Raw genomic sequence first — 18772 nt, forward strand, 5'->3', positions numbered from 1 at the left:
TCACTTTCCCATACCCTTTCTGGTCTGCCCTTTTGGCCTGCAGCCGAGCTCTCGTGTTCGCGCTGCATCCTGATAACGACCGAGACGAACTGCCGACGCGGGTTGGTGGTCGTTGCCCGGTCAGACCAGAGAACTGAAAATGTCTTCGATCACCTTGCACAATCTCGCCGTTACCCTTGGCGAGCCGCTGTTTTCCAATCTTAATTTCAGCCTCAATGGCGGAGATCGGGTCGGCATCGTTGCGGCCAACGGCCGGGGTAAATCCACGCTTCTGAACTGCATTGCCGGCCGTCTCGAACCGACGGCGGGCGACGTCACGCGGTCGCGCGGGCTGACAATCGGGTATGTCGAACAGAACGTCGCGCCCGCCTTGGCGAAATTGCCGTTTCATGCGGCGGTTGCGCAGGCACTTGCACCCGGGCAGGCCGACAGCGAGAGCTGGCGCGTCGATGTGGTGCTCGATGCGCTCGACGTACCCGAGGCCTTGCGGGAGCGGCCGCTTGCACAGCTGAGCGGTGGCTGGCAGCGGCTGGCGCTGGTGGCCCGCGTCGCCGTCACCGAGCCGGACGTGATGCTGCTGGACGAGCCGACCAACCATCTGGACCTGTTCAAGATTGCGCTGCTGGAGAACTGGCTGAACGCTCTCCCGCGCACCGTCTCGGTGCTTGTCGCAAGCCACGACCGGGCGTTCCTGGATGCCGTCACCAACCGCACGCTGTTCCTCAGGGCCGTGCAGTCGCAGCAGTTCCAGCTTCCCTACAGCATGGCGAGGGCCGCGCTCGATAATATCGATGCGTCGCAGGAGCAGCGCTACGAGAAGGATGTGAAAGCCGCGCAACAATTACGGCGGCAGGCGGCCAAGCTCAAGAATATCGGTATCAACTCCGGCAGCGACTTGCTGACCGTCAAGACCAGGCAGTTGAAGGAGCGGGCCGACCGCCTCGAGGATGCGTCCCGGCCGGGCCACCGTGAGCGCTCGGCCGGAGCCATAAGGCTTGGCAGCAGCGCCAGCCAGGCGAAGATCCTCGTGACCCTCGACGACGCCACCGTTGCCACACCGGATGGAACGCCGCTCTTCAAGACCGGCAAGCTCTGGATCCGCCAGGGCGACCGCATCGTGTTGCTCGGGGCCAACGGTGCCGGCAAGACACGGCTGATGGAGATGATCAGGGGTGCGATAGAGGTGGCAGGCGATGGGGCGGCGCCGGTGCGCGCCACGCCTTCGCTGGTGCTCGGCTACAGCGACCAGTCGCTCGCCAATCTTGCCGACGCCGATACGCCGCTGGCAACGCTGTCGCGGCTGTTTGCGCTGGGTGAGCCCCGGGCGCGCAGTCTGCTTGCCGGAGCAGGCATCGGTGTCGAGATGCAGGGACGGGCAATCGGCCGGCTCTCGGGCGGGCAGAAGGCGCGGCTGGCGATGCTGGTGCTGCACCTGCGCCAACCCAATTTCCATCTCCTGGACGAGCCGACCAATCATCTTGATATCGAAGGACAGGAGGCACTGGAAAGCGAATTGCTGGCGGAGGGTTCCACCTGCCTGCTGGTATCGCATGATCGCAGCTTCGTCAGGGCGGTCGGCAACCGCTTCTGGCAGATCGAGCGAAAAAAGCTGGTCGAGGTCGATGGACCCGAGGCGTTTTTCGCCTCGGCACAGCCGTCGGCCTGAGTTCGCGCGGTTTCGGGCGGCGGTCGCCCGCCCGAAACTTTCAGCCGAATTGGCGCTTGCGCATCGCCGCATCTCGCGCTAACAATTTGTCCATGAACATGTCTTCGAACAGTGCATCTTGGTGGTGGGCTCGCTAACAGCGGCCTCGATCAATCGTGTTCAAAGACGACGAGTAAGCCGCCCGAGAGTTTCAGGCGGCTTTTTTTGTATGTAAAGCGCCTGTCATCCGGGCCTGAAGAAGCGGAGAGACGGTCATGGTTACGATCCTGCGGGATGACGGTGCGGAAATCTACGAGACCAAGGGCGGCATCACCGTGACGCGCCAGCGTCGGCCAATCCCCTATGACGACGCGGTCTCGTCCTACATCGACAAGCTGGACGAGCGGCGCGGCGCGGTGTTTTCCTCCAACTACGAGTATCCGGGCCGCTACACGCGCTGGGACACTGCCGTCGTCGACCCGCCCATCGGCATCTCCTGCTTTGGCCGCAATGTCTGGATCGAAGCCTATAACGAGCGTGGCGAGGTCATCCTCGGTTTTATCGAGGCGCGGCTGCAAACCGTGCGCGAAGTGGCCCTCGGTGCGTCGACGCCGCGTCGGCTCGACCTCACCGTCAAGGCGCCCGACCGGGTGTTTACCGAGGAAGAACGGTCGAAGATGCCGACGGTGTTCACCGTGCTGCGCGCCGTCACCGACCTGTTCTACTCGCAGGCTGACGCGGCCCTCGGGCTCTACGGTGCCTTCGGTTACGATATCGCTTTCCAGTTCGACGCCATCGACCTGAAACTGACGCGTCCCGCCGACCAGCGCGATATGGTGCTGTACCTGCCCGACGAGATCCTCGTGGTCGACAACTACGCCGCCAAGGCCTGGATCGACCGCTACGACTTCGAAAAAGGCGGGCTGACCACCGAGGGCAAGGCCGGTGATATCCCGCCGGAACCCTTCCACCACACGGACACCATTCCGCCGAAGAGCGACCATCGCCCGGGCGAATTTGCCGAACTGGTAAACAAGGCGAAGGAGAGCTTTCGCAAGGGCGACCTGTTTGAGGTCGTTCCCGGGCAGAAGTTCATGGAGCGCTGCGATTCCAAGCCGTCGGATATTTCCAAGCGTCTGAAGGCGATCAATCCGTCGCCCTATTCCTTCTTCATCAACCTCGGCCACCAGGAATATCTGGTCGGCGCATCGCCAGAAATGTTCGTGCGCGTGTCCGGCCGTCGCATCGAGACCTGCCCGATCTCGGGCACGATCAAGCGCGGCGAGGACCCGATTGCCGACAGCGAGCAGATCCTCAAGCTTCTGAACTCGAAGAAGGACGAATCCGAGCTGACCATGTGCTCGGACGTCGACCGCAACGACAAGAGCCGCGTCTGCGAACCGGGCTCGGTCAAGGTCATCGGCCGCCGTCAGATCGAGATGTATTCGCGCCTGATCCACACCGTCGACCACATCGAGGGGCGCTTGCGCGACGACATGGATGCGTTCGACGGATTCCTGTCGCACGCCTGGGCCGTCACCGTCACCGGTGCGCCGAAGCTCTGGGCCATGCGCTTCATCGAAAGCCGCGAAAAGAGCCCGCGCGCCTGGTACGGCGGCGCCATCGGCATGGTCGGCTTCAACGGCGACATGAATACCGGTCTGACGCTGCGCACCGTGCGTATAAAGGACGGGATTGCCGAGGTGCGAGCCGGCGCTACCTTGCTCAACGACTCCATCCCCGAAGAGGAAGAAGCCGAAACCGAACTGAAGGCGTCTGCCATGCTCTCTGCCATCCGCGATGCAAAGTCTGCCGGTTCCGCTAAGACCAAGCGCGATGTTGCTGCGGTCGGCAAGGGAGTCAGCATCCTGCTTGTCGACCACGAGGACAGCTTTGTCCATACGCTCGCCAACTACTTCCGCCAGACCGGTGCCACCGTTTCGACGGTCCGCACGCCCGTGTCGGAAGAAGTCTTCGACCGCCTCGACCCCGATCTCGTCGTGCTCTCGCCGGGGCCCGGTAACCCGAAGGATTTCGATTGCAAGGCGACGATCAAGAAGGCGAGGGCCCGCAACCTGCCGATCTTCGGCGTCTGCCTCGGCCTGCAGGCACTGGCCGAAGCCTATGGCGGCGATCTCCGGCAACTGGCCGTGCCGATGCACGGCAAGCCGTCGCGCATCCGCGTGCTCGAGCCCGGTATCGTGTTTTCAGGCCTTTCCAGGGAAGTGACCGTCGGGCGATACCACTCGATCTTCGCCGACCCCTCGACCCTGCCGCGTGAATTCATGATCACGGCGGAAAGCGAGGACGGCACGATCATGGGTATCGAGCATATCAAGGAGCCGGTTGCAGCGGTGCAGTTCCACCCGGAATCGATCATGACGCTCGGTGGCGATGCCGGCATGCGAATGATCGAGAATGTCGTGGCAAACCTCGCGCGGCGGACAAAGACCAAGGCGGCCTGAGGTTTCTCTGAAAGGCGGCGGACGATCCCGCCGCCTCGACGGAGCCGCTATTCCTGCCGCTGCACGGCGCGCATGTTCATCGTTGCGCGGATGCTGAAGCCGAGTGCCTGGTAGAGCGCGATCGCCGCCGTGTTGCCGACATAGGCATGCAGGAAGGCTACCTCGCCGCGGGCGGCGATTTCACCGGCAACGAAGCGAAACAGCAGGCTGCCGAGACCGCGACCCTGGAAATCCGGATGGGTGCAGAGACCGCTGAGCTCTCCGAAGCCGGGCAGGCGCATGCGCTGGCCGGCCATGGCCACCAGCCGTCCCTCGATCTTGACACCCCAGAATGGGCCGAGCCTTTGTGCGCCAAGCGTGAATGGACCGGGCTTGGTCAGCAGCGCCAGTTCCAGCATCTCGTCGGCGTCGCTTTCGTCCAGCAACTCGATCCGGGGATCGGTGATCCGCTCATGCGGCCGGTCGGCTGTCATCTGGTAGAGTTCGCCTTCCGCAAGGACGACAATTCCCTCGGGAATCACAATCGGACCGGCTTCCACGAGGACTATCCTTTCGTCTCCAGTGGGCAGGTTTGCCAGCGCCTGAAGGCTTTCCGACGCGTTGTCGGCAGCGGCGGCAAAGGGAACGGTCGATGGCGCAAACCGCTTGGCAAGGGGGCCGCCGATCGCCAGCGGCGCATGGCTCGTCTGCAGCGTGTTCCAGACAGGCCGGTCGAGTATATGCGCCACGGCGATTTCTCCTGATTTTCGCTTTTCGCTTCGGCCATATCACTTTTCAGCGGGCAGGGGTTCGATACCTTGCCAAGGCTATCGCTTGTATTTGCGATCGCCTCGAAGATGCCATAGGGGATAGCCAAGCGACCCGCGAAGTAACAAGCACGGCGCCAGGCGGTCAAGCCAGGGCGCAGCGTCAGAACGAACAAGGAGGCTTGAAGCCATGCCCAATACCGATGTTTCCGGCCTGTCCATGCTCGGCAGCCACACCGAAACGCCCACCAGCCCCGAGACCGCAATCCTCGAAAAGGTGCCTGCCACCCATCAGGGTACCGAATACCTCGTGCGCTTCACCGCGCCCGAGTTCACCTCGCTTTGCCCAATGACCGGCCAGCCGGATTTCGCCCATATCGTCATCGACTACGTGCCCGGTGAATGGCTGGTGGAATCGAAGTCGCTAAAGCTGTTCCTGCATGCATTCCGCAATCACGGCGCCTTCCACGAGGATTGCTCCGTCTATATCGCCAAGCGCATCGTCGACCTGCTGCAGCCGAAATGGTTGCGGATCGGCGCTTACTGGTATCCGCGCGGCGGCATCCCCATCGACGTTTTCTGGCAGACCGGTAAGCCGCCGGAGGGCCTATGGTTGCCGGACCAGGGCGTCCCGACCTATCGCGGTCGCGGCTGACCCGCATTGAAAACGCCGCGCTTCGGGTGAAGCGCGGCGTTGCATCAGGGCTGTGCGAAAACGTCAGACGTTGAAGCTGTCGTCGCCGCCGCTGTCGAAGGAATTGTCGAAATCACTGTCGAGGTCGTCGCTGACCAGGTTCTGGTCATTGGCGTTGTCGTCGTTTCCGGCGTTCTGGTCGTTGTTGTTGCCGTTGCTGTCGCCATAATAATTGTTGACGACCGTTTCCTCGACGGCGGGCGCCGCCGCCGGTGCCGCCGCTGCAGCACCGAGCCCGCCGAGCCCTGCCGCTGCGCCACCGATATGCGGACTGAACAGGCTGCTCAGCGATTTCGCCAGCATCACGCCGCCGGCAACGCCGGCTGCCGTGCCGAGCGCACCGCGCAGAAACCCGCCACCGCCCGACTGGGCCTGCGGTTGCTGGCTCCACGGGCCGACTGGCTGCTGTTGGCTCTGTTGGCCCCAGGGGCCCGGCTGCGGTTGCCCATAGCCCTGCTGTGGAGCCGAATAGCCTTGCTGCTGGCCATAACCCTGCTGGGGCGGGGCGGCACGCTGTGGCTGCGGTGCTGCGGATTGTCCGCCGCCGAAGATGGAGCCTAGGCCGCCGAGGAAGCTTCCGCCACCTTGCGAGGCGGCGGGCTGGTGTTCGGCACTGTCCTGCAGTTCCTTGACCTGATCCTCGAGCTGCTTGATGCGGTCTGCCGCCGCTTTCATGCCCTGCTCCTGGACGATGACGGCCTGGGCGAGCAGGTAGGGCGCGGTGGGATTGTCGCGCACCGACTGGTTGATGAAGGCTTCGGCGTCTGCATCGCGCGGGGTCGCCGCTGCGGCTTTGACGCGGTCGAAGAGAGAGCTAAGCAGTTGACGTTCTTCGGGCGACATGACGGCTCCATGAAAACTTTGACGCGATTCTGGATCGCATCACCTGACGTAGGAAGGGATTTCGGCTTTTCAAAGCCCTGCCAAGTTACATTTCGGTAATCGGGTCGGTAATCGGGCAAAGCGGCAAGGATATCTTCACCGGTTCCGTGGCTTGTCTTTTTCCCGCATTGTTTTACGCATGGAACAGCATTATGTGCGGCATACGACAAATCACGGTGGAGAGTTGTTCATGAACGACGACGAACAGGAAGACAAGAAGACGGAACTGCCGCTCGGCAAGGAAACGGAGGCGAACCTCTTCAAGTCGCGTTCGATCTTCATCTACGGCGGCATTACGCAGGAACTGGCCCAGAAGGTCTGCTCGCAGCTGGTCGCTCTCGCTGCTGCCAGCGACGAAGACATCCGCATCTATGTCAGTTCGCCCGGCGGCCACGTCGAATCAGGCGATTCGATCCACGACATGATCAAGTTCATCAAGCCGAAGGTCTGGATCATCGGCACCGGCTGGGTTGCATCTGCCGGCGCTCTGATCTTCGTCAGCGTTCCCAAGGAACGTCGGCTTTGCCTGCCGAACACCCGCTTCCTGCTGCACCAGCCCTCGGGCGGCACACGCGGCATGGCATCGGATATCGAGATCCAGGCCCGCGAGATCATCAAGATGAACGAGCGCCTGAACCGGATCTTCGCAGCCGCGACCGGCCAGCCGCTGGAAAAGATCGCCAAGGACACCGACCGCGACTACTGGCTCTCGGCCGAAGACGCCAAGACCTACGGTCTGGTCTCCCGCATCGTGACATCGCAAAGCGAACTCTGATCGTTGCACACCAAGCGCCCTTGCCTGCATAATGCGGGCGAGGGCGCTTTTTTTGTTTTTGGCAATGTGCTCGGCTGCATCGTTTATTCTGCACCGAACTCACCGTCTCGTCCTTTTGATCTTACGTTTCAAACAGCCATCTTCGTTACAAAATGACGGTGAAGTGCTCTTGCGCCAATCCGGCCTGTAATGCTCCATTGAGCTCTCACGCCCTTACGAGTCATTACCGCCGCCATGCTCAAAGATCTTTCCGCCCAAGCCGTCTTTATGGGCTGCCTCACCGCTTTCGTTGGATTTGCCAGTTCCTTTGCAGTGGTGCTGCATGGGCTGCAGGCGGTTGGGGCAACGCCGGGGCAGGCGGCTTCGGGATTGACGGTGCTGTCGATCTCGATGGGGCTCTGTGCCATTGTGCTCAGCCTGACGACGCGGTTGCCGGTGAGCATTGCCTGGTCGACGCCGGGTGCGGCGCTGCTGGCAAGCTCCGGCGCGATTGCCGGCGGGTTCCAGGCGGCGGTGGGTGGCTTCGTCGTCTGTGCGGCGTTGATTATCGTTGCAGGGCTGTTCCGGCCGCTGGGGCGGGCTGTGGCATCGATCCCGGCACCTCTCGCCAATGCGATGCTTGCAGGCGTGCTGATCGGCCTGTGCTTCGCGCCGGTGAAGGCCATCGCCTTCGATCCGCTGCTGGGCTTGCCGATCGTGCTTGCCTGGGTCGTCGTCGGCGCTTTCCGGCGGCTCTGGGCGGTTCCCGCTGCGCTTGCGGCTTTTGTCGCCGTGCTGGCGTTCGGGGTGCAGATGCCGGCTGGAGCGCTATCGTCGCTCGAGCAGTCGCTCATGCCGCGCGTCGAACTGGTTCGGCCGCTGTTCACCATGGCCGGGCTGGTGTCGATCGCGCTGCCGCTGTTCATCGTCACCATGGCATCGCAAAATATTCCCGGCATCGCCGTGCTCAAGGTTAACCATTACGATCCGAAACCCGGTCCGCTGTTTGCCATGACCGGCCTTTTTTCGCTGGCGAGCACGCCGTTCGGTGGGCATGCGGTCAATCTTGCCGCAATAACGGCCGCCATGTGTGCGGGCAAGGATGCCAACGCCGATCCAGACCGTCGTTACTGGGCGGCCGTGGTCGCAGGCATCGTCTATATCGTCTTCGGGCTGCTTGCCGGCGCGGTCACCGCCTTCGTCGCGCTGGCACCGCCTATCCTGATCGAGGCCGTGGCGGGACTGGCGCTGATCGGCGCATTTTCCGGCTCCGCAATGGCAGCCTTCCAGCAGGTGGAAACGCGAGAGGCCGCAGCGGTGACATTTCTGGTCACCGCCTCCGGCGTCTCCTTCGGCGGCATTTCGGGCGCGTTCTGGGGGTTGATTGCTGGTGGGCTGATGCTGGTGCTGCAGCGTTTGGTGGCTGCCCGTCCCGCGTCTAAGTAGACTGGAAGCATTGCCGCTTAGGTGCTATTCTCGGTCATGGCTTTTGAGTTTGATCCCGACAAAAGCAGAACAAACAAAATCAAGCACGGTATTGATCTTGTGGAGGCGCAGCGTCTTTGGATCGATCGCTTTTTGATTTCATTCCCCGCTCGGGGCGGACTTGAAAGCCGGTTTGTCGCGGTCGGTCAAATAGACGGGAAGCATTGGTCCGCGATTTGCACGAGACGTCATGACAATATCAGGATCATTTCGGTTCGCAGGTCGAGGAAAGAGGAGATAGCTCTCTATGAAGGCAAGTGAACTCGACGAGAAATTCGACAATGGCGAGGATATACTCGACTATCTCGACCTCACCAAGGCAACCCGCCCAAACATGGCGACCCAAAAGGTCAGCGTGGATTTTGCAACCTCAGTGGTCAATAGCCTCGACGAGGAAGCAGCCCGACTCGGGCTGACACGGCAATCACTGATCAATTTGTGGATCGAAGAGCGTCTGTCCGCCGCTCAGGATTAGAGAAAGGTATCTTGAAGCCAGAAGTCGTGCAGATGCGCGAGTCTTGAGCAGGGCTTGCTTCTTTTTTGCCCCGACGCTATACAACCAATCATGAAGTCTACAGGCGCAAAAATTTCCAGCCAGATTGCACGCGGCCGCATCGCCCTGCGTGACAACTCGCGCGCCTTCACCTCGCTTCTTCTCCTCGGCCTTACGCGCGGTTGCCGGGTCCGTTGAGGAGCGCCCGGCGGCCGACAAGCCCGCCCGGCATTCGCTCCTCGACCTAGCATCCGACAATCATTCAAGGCCCACATTCAAAGCCGCTTTTGTCATCGCCAAGCCCCAGCCGATCGGCTATGAGGCGGGCAATCGACGGCACGAGGAAAAGACGATGGACGAGCAGACTCATTCCCCCGCTGGCAAGTCTCCTGCAACCATGTCCCGCTTCAAGGGCATGGCCAAAGCTGCCGAAAAATACCGTGCCTATCCGCAGGTCAACATCCCCGACCGTACCTGGCCCTCGAAGACGCTCACCAAGCCGCCGATCTGGTGCTCGGTCGATCTGCGCGACGGCAACCAGTCTCTGGTCGACCCTATGGGTCATGACCGCAAGGCGCGCATGTTCCAGCTGTTGCTGGAAATGGGCTTCAAGGAAATCGAGATCGGCTTCCCGTCAGCCTCGCAGACCGATTTCGACTTCGCCCGCTGGTGCATCGAAGAAGGCAATGTAGCCGACGACGTCTCGCTGCAGGTGCTGGTGCAGTGCCGGCCCGAGCTGATCACCCGCACCTTCGAATCGTTGGAGGGTGCAAACCGGCCGATCGTGCACTTCTATAACTCTACCAGCGAGCTGCAGCGTCGCGTGGTGTTTGCCAAGGATGTGCACGGCATCAAGCAGATTGCCGTCGATGCGGCCAAGATGATCACCGACATGGCGGCCAAGGCCGGCGGCGACTATCGCTTCGAATATTCGCCTGAGAGCTTCACCGGCACCGAGCTGGAGGTGGCGCTGGAGATTTGTAACGCCGTCATCGCCGAGATCCGGCCGACAGCCGAAAACAAGCTGATCATCAACCTGCCGTCGACCGTCGAGATGGCCACGCCGAATGTCTATGCCGACCAAATCGAGTGGATGTGCCGCAACCTCGACAATCGCGAAAATCTGATCATCTCGCTGCATCCGCACAACGACCGCGGTACCGGCATTGCCGCTGCCGAACTGGCCCTGCTGGCCGGCGCCGACCGCGTCGAGGGTACCTTGTTCGGTAACGGCGAGCGTACGGGTAACGTCGATGTCGTGACCATGGCGCTGAACATGTTCACACAAGGGGTAGACCCGCAGATCGATTGCTCCGACATCGAGCGTATCAAGGAAGTCTACGAATATTCCAACCAGATGACCATTGCCGAGCGTCATCCCTATGTCGGCGAACTCGTCTACACGGCCTTTTCCGGCTCGCACCAGGACGCCATCAACAAGGGGATGAAGGCGAGCAAGGTCGCGAATACCTCGGTGTGGGAAGTTCCCTATCTGCCGATCGACCCGCAGGATGTCGGACGCTCCTACGAGGCGATCATCCGCATCAATTCGCAGTCCGGCAAGGGCGGCATCGCCTACATCCTGCAGCAGGACTACGGGCTGAACCTGCCGCGCAACCTGCAGGTCGAGTTCCGGCAGGAAATCCAGAACATCACCGATGTCGAGGGCAAGGAGCTGCCGGCCAAGCGTATCTACGATCGCTTCATGGAGCTTTACGTTCAACAGCCGGATGCCCGCATCCGGTTCGTCGATCACCACATCTTCGCCGATCCCGAGCACAAGGGGCAACGGATCATCACGGCCGAAATCACCGACGGTGGAGAGCTCAGGAAGATCGAGGGTCGTGGCAACGGGCCGATCGATGGCTTCATCAATGCCCTGTCGGCCTATCTCGGCGTTGAAATGTCGGTCGAGGATTACTCCGAGCACTCGCTCCAGCACGGCTCTAACGCTGCTGCGATCTCTTATGTGGAGACGTCCTATCCGGGTGGAAAACTGTTCGGCGCCGGCGTCAACACCAACATCGTTGCGGCGTCGCTGGAGGCCATAGTCTCGGCCGCCAACCGGGTTCTCGCCTTGAAAGCCGGCTCCTGAAGCCCATCGCTCGCAGCTTGAAACATCATCTCATCGAAATGGCGGCCCGGCAGGCCGCCATTTTTGCGTCTGGCACAGTTCAGATCGCCACCGACACGCGGTTGGCGATATCGTCGAGCAATGCGTCCGAGGATGCGCCGACGATGGCATAGCCGACCCCGGCGCGGTGCCAGGGAACGATGCCGATATCGTCCTTGATGATCTCGTTGAAATCGCTGCCATCGGTGCCGGCGCTGTCCTTGAAGAAGCAGACCGAGACGATTTCACCGTCGATGTTGCGGTAGACCAGCTGTCCGGTCGGCTTGCCGCCCGCTACCAGCAGACGCGCGCCCTGAAAAACCAGGCCCTGGCTCGACAGATCGGGCAGGTTGAACTTGACGCCGACGGTCGAGGTCAGCCACGTCATGATCTCATCGCTCTCTGTGGCGCCGAGTTCGACGATATGGCTGGACTGGCGCAGATAGATGCGTTGGGCAGCGGCAAGGTCGTCGGGCCAGGTTCGTGCCTGGTTCGGGACCAAGGGGAGGGTGAGGCGGCCAGCGCCCGGCTGGGTGCCGAAGAGATATCCGATGCCGCCGCCGATGACGAAGAGGATCAGGGCCGCCGCCAGCGCCTGCTTGCCCGATGGCGCGAGTTTGACGGCCGGCCGCGAAAGCCGCCGCGTTTCGCGGACCTTCGGTGCCGGAGCGCTCTTGATCGAGCGGACGAGCGCCAGCGGCACCGGCTCCTTCAGGAGGTCGTCAAAAACCTTGCGTCCTATGTCGGATCCCTGCCGAAGGTTTTCATAGACGCGACCGGTGTCGGCATCGGCGGAAATCAGATCCTCCAGCGTGCGCCTCTCTTCAGGGCTGGCCTCGCCATCGATATAGGCGGCTAGCCGCGCTTCGATCGGTGTCTTGCGGATATCCTGCATGGTCATGACCTCTGGCTGAGACGATTGCGCCCGGCGGCGGCAAAGGCCAGGCGGGCATTGGCAAGCCGGGAGGCGACGATCGACAGCGGGATACCGAGGATATCGGCGGTCTGCTTGTAGCTGTGGCCTTCGACATCGGCGAGCAGGAAGACGCTGGCAAGGCCCTCTGGGAGCGCTGTTATCGCCTGATGGCTTTCGCTGCCTTCGGTCGGGCGCGGCTGCTGCACTGCGGTGTCGCCTTTCTGGCCGGCGACGGCTCTCGGAGCGCCGGCGCGGACCCGGTGCCGGCGAGATTCTTCGACCCACACCTGCCGTGTCATCGCGTAGAGCCAGCTGTCCAGCCGCTCTTCCGTATTCCAGAGATGGATTTTCGCGACGCTGCGCTGACAGACCTTTTGCAGCAATTCGTCGGCATCTGCCACGTCTCCGGTCAGCGTCACTGCGAAGCGTCGCAATTTTGGCAGCAGGCCGACGAGGTCGCGACGAATGTCCGGGGCAGGGATGGGAGCGCGCATTGTCTTTCCACGATGAAGTGACCGTCACCGGACGCGGGTTTGAATTTTCGACTACGTGATAAATGCATCGGACGTTCGCACCAGCCCTTGCAAGGCTGATGTCGGTCCACGCATCGAGAAGACATCCATGACAGCGATATGACCACTTCCCGACCCGTTTCGCAAGTCGGCATAAAGGCTTCGTTGACCGGTGCGACAGATGATCTCAGATGCAGACGACCATTGGCAGGAGATATCGCAGTCTTTCCGAAGTAAAAGGCGCGGTGACCATAAAACTGTTGTTTCCGGCAAGAATCCAGCGGCTATCATGGCTGCTTCAGGACGCAAATATATCAGTGCCCTCAGCCGAGATGCCATCGCCCCGGTGGTTGAGGCTGAAGCGCTCGGCTTTCAGGCTCCAGGCGCCCGGACCGCCCGATATCGAAAACATGTTGTAGGCGGCGGGAGGCTTGGACCCGCCGACGCCTTGCGACGCGGAGGCAATGCCGACCACCGGGACGCGGCCTATCGGCCCGCGCAGCCAGTGAAGCGTGTTGAGGTGGGTATGGCCATGCAGCACCAGTTCCGCGCCACCGGTCGAGACGACGGCGGCAAAGCGGCGGATGCCGATCATGCGCTTGTGGAACGACGCGGCCCCGCGGATCGGCGGATGGTGGATCATCAGCACGCGAAACAGTCCGGCTTCGCCTGCAGCCCGCAGCATATGTACAGTTTCGCGCGCCTGGCGCGATCCGAAAAATCCGCTCGCGGAAAACGGCAAGGTGGCAACGGCCGTCGAGCAGCCGATGATGGCGACGCGGTCGCGTATGCGCAGGTATGGGAAGACGTGCATGTCTTCCTCCCAGGCAGCGGGTGCGAGATCGCCGCGCACGTAGGGATACCAGGCGCGTACGGATTTCTCATAGGAGCCCGGCACATAGGCATCGTGGTTGCCTGGCACGACCGAGGTCGTTGCCGGCGGCCCGATGGTTGCAAGCCACTCCGCAGCGGTGCGGATCTCTATCTTTGTGCCGAGGTTGACTAGATCGCCGGTGACGCAAAGATGGTCCGCCTCCTTCGCCTTGATGTCTGCCAGCAGAAGATCCAGAGTGCCGCCGAACAAGTGCTTGCGCCGGTTCCGGTGCCAGTTCACAAATCCGGTGATGCGCTTCGAGGCAAGCTCCCAGAGGGAAAGCCGTGGGAGCGGGCCGAGGTGGATATCGGAGATATGCGCGAGTTTGAACATGGGTGAGACATAGAACAGTCTCGTTTCAAATCAAATGCTTCGTATGCCTGCACAAGGGGAAGTTTTGGCAGGCCCGCCCCAACGGGCCGCTAAGAGAGGGATGGCATGGACGACGAACTGGTACAGGAAGGGCGCGGGTGGAAGCACAGGCTTGCCGGCCCCCTTGCGCATCTCTATTTTGCACTGTCGCGCGGCATGACGCTCGGGGTGCGGGCTGCCTGCTTCGACAGCGAGGGGCGAATTTTCCTGGTTCGCCATTCATACCTGCCCGGCTGGTACATGCCTGGCGGCGGTGTCGAAAGGCACGAGACCGTGGACCAGGCGTTGGCCAAGGAGCTGCGGGAGGAAGGCAATTTGGCCATTCTGGGCACACCGACCCTGATAGGCATCTATTTCAACCGCTCCGTCAGCCGCCGTGACCACGTGGCCTTCTACCGCGCCGACGTCGAGCAGACGGCGCTGCGCGACCCTGACTGGGAGATTGTCGAGAGCGGCTTCTTCGCCCTCGACGCCCTACCGCCCACGACCACGGCCGCCACCCACCGGCGGCTGCAGGAAATCAACGGCAACCTCGCACCCACCGGCTACTGGTAGGCGCCGGGCGCTACAGCGCGCCGCGACCGTGTGGCCGGTTGAAATCGAGTGCCGGGCCCAGAGGCACGATGCCGGTTGGATTGATGGTCTTGTGGCTGGCGTAGTAGTGCCGCTTGATGTGCGCCATGTTGACCGTCTCACTGATGCCCGGCACCTGGTAGAGTTCGCGCAAGTAGCCGGGTAGGTTGCGGTAGTCCTCGATACGCCGGATGTTGCACTTGAAGTGGCCGACATAGACGGCGTCGAAGCGAACCAGTGTCGTGAACAGCCGCCAGTCGGCTTCCGTGATCGTGTTGCCAACAAGGTAGCGGCTTTTCCCCAGGCGGGCGTCGAGACTGTCTAGGGTCGCGAAGAGTTTTTGCACGTGCTCTTCATAGGCGTCCTGCGTCGTCGCAAAGCCGGATTTGTAGACGCCGTTGTTGACCGTGTCGTAGACGATGGCGTTGATCTCGTCGATCTCTGTCCGCAGGGGCTCCGGATAATAGTCCAGCGTTATGTCGGTAAGACTGTCGAAAGCGCCGTTGAACATCCGGATGATTTCGGAGGACTCGTTGTTGACGATCGTGCCGGTCCTGGTGTCCCAGAGGACGGGTACGGTGACGCGCCCGGAATAATGAGGATCCGCCCTCGTATAGATCTCCCACATGGCATTGGCTCCGAACAGGTGATCGACCGTGCCGCCGTCGCGGTTCTTGAATTCCCAGCCGTTCTCCAGCATGAGCGGATCGACGATCGAGACGGAAATGATGTTTTCCAGTTTCTTGAGCTTGCGGAAGATCAATGCCCGGTGGGCCCATGGACAGGCGAGCGCCACATAGAGGTGATACCGACCGGCCTCGGCCTTGAAGCCTCCAGTGCCGGATGGGCCGGCACTTCCGTCGGCGGTCACCCAATTGCGAAACTGCGATGCAGCCCGCTTGAAATGGCCCTTGGTTTCCTTGGTGTCGTACCATACGTCCTGCCAGACGCCGTCAACCAGCATGCCCATGTCATCGTCCTTTCGAATTGCCCAGAACGATACATACGCTGCCGGGCGGAATTTTCGAGCGTGCAAAGATTGAACAGTCCGTTGCTGTCGCGTTTGCCGCATTTTACGTTGGACGAGGCAAATATTTCCTGCTATCGGCCTCGGCACACTTCAAGGACTGTGATCGATGACCGTAACCAGAGACCTGCGACGACGCTGATGGACCCGAACGCCGCATCCGGCGTTTCCGAGACCCATCCCTTTTTGTCATCTGGTTTGTTACGTTTCATGCATAAGCACGATCTGGTCTACCTCACCGAGGACGCGTCCCACGACGCCGTCATCGAACTCATCAACGAAGAAGCCTTTGGTCCAGGACGGTTCGTCCGGGCGGCAGCGCGTATCCGCGAGCAGGGTCCGCACGACCGGTCACTGTCGTTCATCTGCGCCGACGACGGTGAGACAGTGGCATCCGTCCGGATGACGGCCGTCCTGGCGGGTAGCGTCAGGGGCCATCTTCTAGGCCCACTGGCTGTCCGGCCGTCGCACAAGAGCCGGGGCATCGGCCGGGAACTGGTGCGCATTGCCGTCGAAGCTGCACGGCGGAAGGGCTCGGAGGCGGTCATCCTCGTCGGCGATCCGCCTTACTACGAGCCGCTCGGTTTCGAGAAGGTGGCCTATAACGCGCTTGCCTTTCCGGGGCCGGTCGATCCGCGCCGGGTGCTCGTCGTGCCGATGGCTGATGACGTCCATGCGCGGCTCAAGGGGCCCATCGGCTGGACGGAATAACATAGCTTATCAGGATGTTACGGCGAGCTGCTTCTGCAGGAACGTCCGGCTGCGGCCGGGCGGGAAGTCGGCGAGTGCACCGAAGGCCACATAGCCCTGGCGCTCATAGGCTCGCAGCGCGTGCGGATTGAAGGTGTCGATCCAGGCGCCGTGGCATCCGCGTTCCAGGGCTTCGGCTTCCGCCTTGGCGAGCAGCCTGCCGGCCATTCCCTGGCCGCGCAGCGCTTCGGGAACGAACAGCCATTGGGTGAACAGCCAGCCCCAGGCGGTCACGCCCAGCAGGCCGCCGATCACCTTGCCGTCGTCTCCGCGAATGAACACGGCCAGCGAGCGACGCTCGGGAGGCCCGACGTCCGATGCGTTGAACGACATCAACCCGCTCATGATCACGGCCATGTCGCCGTCCAGAGGCGCGTCGGTCAGGTCCAGGGTTGCCATGGCTATCGTCCTTCGCGCCACCAGGTCGCCGTCAACAGGAAGAGCAGGGCGGCGAGACCGAGGAACCCTGCAAACAGCGGCAGTGTGTTGATGCCGCGCAGAACCGTCTCGTCTGTCAGCCGGATGCTCATGCGCTGGTCGTCGGCGATGCGCACTGCACCCCGCACCGGCAGGACCGGCGGCACGACGACGCTGTCGCCGGCCGAAGCCACGCGCGTCACCAGCCCCTTGGTCTGGCTGGCCAGCGGCTTCAGCGTCTCCGTTGTCGAGATCATCGCTTTGAATTCCGGTGCATCGACGGCGCCGACGTGGACGAGTGTCGACAAGTTGCCATTTGTGATCTGGAACAGCCCGATCTCGTCGGTGTGCTTCTCGGCACGATAGAGGCCGGGCTCGCCCTGTGCCAGCTTGACGGTTTCCGACTTGCCGGAAGGATATTTGATCGTCGCACTGCCGGGATCGTCGCCGATTGTCTGGCGGGCGATCTGAAGCGTGCGGCCGGATGCGGTGGCGGTCAGCGCTTCTTCTTCAAGCGCCGGTTCCTTCATCAGCCAGTGGGCGATGCGCCTGTAGAGCGCCACGCTCGGGCCACCGCCCTCGAAACCGCGTGACCACAGCCAGCCCTGGTCGGACAGCAGCATGGCGACGCGTCCTTCGCCGGCACGGTTCAGCACCAGCAGCGGATGGTTGTCGGCACCGACCATCACGGTCTGGCCCTGCGGCGGCTCGACATCGACCGTGCGGAACCAGCGGCCCCAATGCGGCGGCTCGACATCCGAGCCGTCGAGGCCGCGGGTGACTGGATGTTTGCGGCCTTCCTCCGACAGGCGGGGATAGAAGGCCTTGTCGATCATCTCGCCGGTCGGCTCTGCCGGCAGGACGGATTGCAGCGGCGTCAGGGCGATTGAATCCTGGCCGGCATGTTCCGGTCCGGCGGCAATCAGCAGTGCCCCACCGTTCTGAACGTACTGGGCAATGTAGTCGTAGTAGAGGATCGGCAGCACACCGCGATGCTGGTAACGGTCGAAGATGATCAGGTCGAAATCCTTGATCTTGTCGACGAACAGTTCCCGCGTCGGAAAGGCGATCAGCGACAGCTCGTTGATCGGCGTACCGTCCTGTTTTTCCGGCGGACGCAGGATGGTGAAGTGCACGAGATCGACCGAGGCATCGGATTTCAGCAGATTGCGCCAGGCGCGCTCGCCGGCGTGCGGCTCGCCAGATACCAGCAACACCCGCATGTTCTGGCGGATGCCCTCGATCAGATGGACGGCGCGGTTGTTGGCAAGCGTGATCTCGCCGGGCAGTTCGGCGACGGAAAACTCCAGCACATTGTTGCCGGCACGCGGCACCTTGAAGCTGAAGGGCGTTTCCTGGCCGGGGGTCGCCTGAAGAGTGGCGATCTCGTTGCCGTTCATTTTGACGGTAACGGGGGCCGCGCCGCCGGGGCTCGGGCCATCGTCGACGACGCGCAGGGTCAGTTGCTGTTCTTCGTTGACGATGCCGAAGCGGGGGCCGCGCACCACTTCGATGCGACGGTCGTATTCGTTGGCCTTGCCGGTGATCAGCCCGTGGATGGGAGCGTTGAAGCCGAGCGACTGGGCGGTCGAGGGGATATCGTGGATCTGGCCATCGGTGAGGAAGATGGCACCGCCGATGCGGGCCGGCGGAACATCGCCGATGGCACCGGCAAGCGCCGAGAACAGCCGCGTCGCCGGGGCATCGGTTTCCGCCGTATCCTTGGCCTCCACATAGCGCGGCTCGATGCGCGGGAAGGCGGCCAGCCGGTCTTTAAGTTGCGCCAGGGCATCGTTGGTCATCTTGATGCGTTCGGGCGTCAGCTGGCTCTGGCTGCGGTCGATGATGACGGGAACGATGGTCGAGAGCCGGTCGCGATCTTCCTGCATCAGCAGCGGGTTGGCGAGTGCTACCAGCAATGCGAGGGCTGCGAGTGCGCGGAGCCATGCCCCACGCAGGCGACGCCAGATGGCAAAGGCGGCGATGACGGCGACGACCGCGGCGAAGACTATAATGACGGGCCAGGGGAGAAAGGGTTGGAAATCCAGCGTCAT

At 62.2% G+C, this 18772-nt stretch carries 18 protein-coding genes; 10 read left to right on the top strand and 8 right to left on the bottom strand.

The features are described 5' to 3' along the window. The first annotated feature begins 139 nt into the window (after positions 1 to 139). Together J5278_RS07235 and J5278_RS07240 are read left to right on the top strand one after the other, a co-directional pair. Positions 140 to 1666: an ABC-F family ATP-binding cassette domain-containing protein gene (locus J5278_RS07235; protein ID WP_209184354.1), complete on the top strand. Its 1527-nt coding sequence runs from the start codon at positions 140 to 142 to the stop codon at positions 1664 to 1666. Positions 1667 to 1920: 254 nt separating this feature from the next. Further along, positions 1921 to 4110 (top strand): anthranilate synthase, encoded by a 2190-nt coding sequence (locus J5278_RS07240; protein ID WP_209184353.1) that lies wholly within the window; start codon positions 1921 to 1923, stop codon positions 4108 to 4110. 47 nt (positions 4111 to 4157) lie between these two features. Here J5278_RS07240 and J5278_RS07245 read toward each other — a convergent pair whose 3' ends face one another. Continuing rightward, a complete protein-coding gene (locus J5278_RS07245) occupies positions 4158 to 4838 on the bottom strand; it encodes a GNAT family N-acetyltransferase (protein WP_209184352.1) in 681 nt (226 codons plus the stop codon). Positions 4839 to 5046: 208 nt separating this feature from the next. On the opposite strand from J5278_RS07245, the gene queF reads away from it, so the two are divergent. Then, the gene (gene queF, locus J5278_RS07250) at positions 5047 to 5511 is read left to right on the top strand and encodes a preQ(1) synthase (RefSeq protein WP_142823372.1); all 465 of its coding nucleotides are present in this window, start codon (positions 5047 to 5049) and stop codon (positions 5509 to 5511) included. Between the two features lie 63 nt (positions 5512 to 5574). On the opposite strand, the gene J5278_RS07255 is transcribed toward queF, so the two are convergent. Further along, positions 5575 to 6393 carry a DUF2076 domain-containing protein gene (locus J5278_RS07255; RefSeq protein WP_219258328.1) on the bottom strand — a complete coding sequence of 273 codons (819 nt, stop codon included), beginning with the start codon at positions 6391 to 6393 and terminating at the stop codon, positions 5575 to 5577. Positions 6394 to 6622: 229 nt separating this feature from the next. Between J5278_RS07255 and J5278_RS07260 the strand changes: the two genes are divergently transcribed. The 5 genes from J5278_RS07260 to leuA all read left to right on the top strand — a co-directional run bounded on the left by J5278_RS07260 (position 6623) and on the right by leuA (position 11259). Beyond that, the gene (locus J5278_RS07260) at positions 6623 to 7207 is read left to right on the top strand and encodes an ATP-dependent Clp protease proteolytic subunit (protein WP_142823370.1); all 585 of its coding nucleotides are present in this window, start codon (positions 6623 to 6625) and stop codon (positions 7205 to 7207) included. A gap of 234 nt (positions 7208 to 7441) precedes the next feature. Then, entirely contained in the window at positions 7442 to 8632 is a 1191-nt protein-coding gene (locus tag J5278_RS07265) for a benzoate/H(+) symporter BenE family transporter (protein WP_209184350.1), read from the top strand. A 36-nt stretch (positions 8633 to 8668) separates the two neighbouring features. After that, entirely contained in the window at positions 8669 to 8932 is a 264-nt protein-coding gene (locus tag J5278_RS07270) for a BrnT family toxin (protein WP_209184349.1), read from the top strand. Next, positions 8919 to 9146 (top strand): type II toxin-antitoxin system BrnA family antitoxin, encoded by a 228-nt coding sequence (brnA, locus tag J5278_RS07275; protein ID WP_209184348.1) that lies wholly within the window; start codon positions 8919 to 8921, stop codon positions 9144 to 9146. The genes J5278_RS07270 and brnA overlap by 14 nt, the downstream gene beginning before the upstream one ends. Positions 9147 to 9516: 370 nt before the next feature. Continuing rightward, the gene (gene leuA, locus J5278_RS07280; RefSeq protein ID WP_209184347.1) at positions 9517 to 11259 is read left to right on the top strand and encodes a 2-isopropylmalate synthase; all 1743 of its coding nucleotides are present in this window, start codon (positions 9517 to 9519) and stop codon (positions 11257 to 11259) included. A gap of 79 nt (positions 11260 to 11338) precedes the next feature. Here the strand turns inward: leuA and J5278_RS07285 are convergent, their stop codons facing one another. From J5278_RS07285 to J5278_RS07295, 3 genes are all read right to left on the bottom strand, one after another. After that, on the bottom strand, positions 11339 to 12172 hold the full coding sequence (locus J5278_RS07285; protein ID WP_209184592.1) for an anti-sigma factor: 834 nt from the start codon (positions 12170 to 12172) through the stop codon (positions 11339 to 11341). 2 nt (positions 12173 to 12174) lie between these two features. After that, positions 12175 to 12687, bottom strand: coding sequence for an RNA polymerase sigma factor (locus J5278_RS07290; RefSeq protein ID WP_209184346.1), 513 nt, complete (start codon positions 12685 to 12687; stop codon positions 12175 to 12177). A 316-nt stretch (positions 12688 to 13003) separates the two neighbouring features. Next, entirely contained in the window at positions 13004 to 13912 is a 909-nt protein-coding gene (locus tag J5278_RS07295) for a metallophosphoesterase (protein WP_111222671.1), read from the bottom strand. A 105-nt stretch (positions 13913 to 14017) separates the two neighbouring features. On the opposite strand from J5278_RS07295, the gene J5278_RS07300 reads away from it, so the two are divergent. Continuing rightward, positions 14018 to 14506 carry an NUDIX domain-containing protein gene (locus J5278_RS07300; protein WP_209184345.1) on the top strand — a complete coding sequence of 163 codons (489 nt, stop codon included), beginning with the start codon at positions 14018 to 14020 and terminating at the stop codon, positions 14504 to 14506. 10 nt (positions 14507 to 14516) lie between these two features. Here J5278_RS07300 and J5278_RS07305 read toward each other — a convergent pair whose 3' ends face one another. After that, complete coding sequence (locus tag J5278_RS07305) at positions 14517 to 15494, bottom strand: glutathione S-transferase family protein (RefSeq protein WP_209184344.1); 978 nt, start codon at positions 15492 to 15494, stop codon at positions 14517 to 14519. Positions 15495 to 15692: 198 nt separating this feature from the next. Here J5278_RS07305 and J5278_RS07310 point away from each other — a divergent pair, with 198 nt between their 5' ends. Further along, a complete protein-coding gene (locus J5278_RS07310; protein ID WP_209184591.1) occupies positions 15693 to 16262 on the top strand; it encodes a GNAT family N-acetyltransferase in 570 nt (189 codons plus the stop codon). A gap of 9 nt (positions 16263 to 16271) precedes the next feature. Here J5278_RS07310 and J5278_RS07315 read toward each other — a convergent pair whose 3' ends face one another. Together J5278_RS07315 and J5278_RS07320 are read right to left on the bottom strand one after the other, a co-directional pair. Beyond that, positions 16272 to 16700, bottom strand: a complete 429-nt coding sequence (locus J5278_RS07315) for a GNAT family N-acetyltransferase (RefSeq protein ID WP_209184343.1) — start codon at positions 16698 to 16700, stop codon at positions 16272 to 16274. Between the two features lie 2 nt (positions 16701 to 16702). Further along, positions 16703 to 18772 (bottom strand): hypothetical protein, encoded by a 2070-nt coding sequence (locus J5278_RS07320; protein ID WP_209184342.1) that lies wholly within the window; start codon positions 18770 to 18772, stop codon positions 16703 to 16705.

It is taken from the genome of Rhizobium sp. B21/90, from assembly GCF_019355815.1.
In the GTDB taxonomy this organism is placed as follows: Bacteria; Pseudomonadota; Alphaproteobacteria; order Rhizobiales; family Rhizobiaceae; genus Rhizobium; species Rhizobium rhododendri.

What these genes read in the sequence shown, in the direction of transcription:
- J5278_RS07235 (WP_209184354.1), top strand. Translation starts at nt 140, where the DNA reads ATGTCTTCGATCACCTTGCACAATCTCGCCGTTACCCTTGGCGAGCCG.
- leuA (WP_209184347.1), top strand. Translation starts at nt 9,517, where the DNA reads ATGGACGAGCAGACTCATTCCCCCGCTGGCAAGTCTCCTGCAACCATG.
- J5278_RS07260 (WP_142823370.1), top strand. Translation starts at nt 6,623, where the DNA reads ATGAACGACGACGAACAGGAAGACAAGAAGACGGAACTGCCGCTCGGC.
- J5278_RS07295 (WP_111222671.1), bottom strand. Translation starts at nt 13,912, where the DNA reads ATGTTCAAACTCGCGCATATCTCCGATATCCACCTCGGCCCGCTCCCA.
- J5278_RS07270 (WP_209184349.1), top strand. Translation starts at nt 8,669, where the DNA reads ATGGCTTTTGAGTTTGATCCCGACAAAAGCAGAACAAACAAAATCAAG.
- J5278_RS07300 (WP_209184345.1), top strand. Translation starts at nt 14,018, where the DNA reads ATGGACGACGAACTGGTACAGGAAGGGCGCGGGTGGAAGCACAGGCTT.
- J5278_RS07320 (WP_209184342.1), bottom strand. Translation starts at nt 18,772, where the DNA reads ATGACGCTGGATTTCCAACCCTTTCTCCCCTGGCCCGTCATTATAGTC.
- J5278_RS07290 (WP_209184346.1), bottom strand. Translation starts at nt 12,687, where the DNA reads ATGCGCGCTCCCATCCCTGCCCCGGACATTCGTCGCGACCTCGTCGGC.
- J5278_RS07285 (WP_209184592.1), bottom strand. Translation starts at nt 12,172, where the DNA reads ATGCAGGATATCCGCAAGACACCGATCGAAGCGCGGCTAGCCGCCTAT.
- J5278_RS07305 (WP_209184344.1), bottom strand. Translation starts at nt 15,494, where the DNA reads ATGGGCATGCTGGTTGACGGCGTCTGGCAGGACGTATGGTACGACACC.
- J5278_RS07255 (WP_219258328.1), bottom strand. Translation starts at nt 6,393, where the DNA reads ATGTCGCCCGAAGAACGTCAACTGCTTAGCTCTCTCTTCGACCGCGTC.
- J5278_RS07315 (WP_209184343.1), bottom strand. Translation starts at nt 16,700, where the DNA reads ATGGCAACCCTGGACCTGACCGACGCGCCTCTGGACGGCGACATGGCC.
- queF (WP_142823372.1), top strand. Translation starts at nt 5,047, where the DNA reads ATGCCCAATACCGATGTTTCCGGCCTGTCCATGCTCGGCAGCCACACC.
- J5278_RS07265 (WP_209184350.1), top strand. Translation starts at nt 7,442, where the DNA reads ATGCTCAAAGATCTTTCCGCCCAAGCCGTCTTTATGGGCTGCCTCACC.
- J5278_RS07310 (WP_209184591.1), top strand. Translation starts at nt 15,693, where the DNA reads ATGGACCCGAACGCCGCATCCGGCGTTTCCGAGACCCATCCCTTTTTG.
- brnA (WP_209184348.1), top strand. Translation starts at nt 8,919, where the DNA reads ATGAAGGCAAGTGAACTCGACGAGAAATTCGACAATGGCGAGGATATA.
- J5278_RS07240 (WP_209184353.1), top strand. Translation starts at nt 1,921, where the DNA reads ATGGTTACGATCCTGCGGGATGACGGTGCGGAAATCTACGAGACCAAG.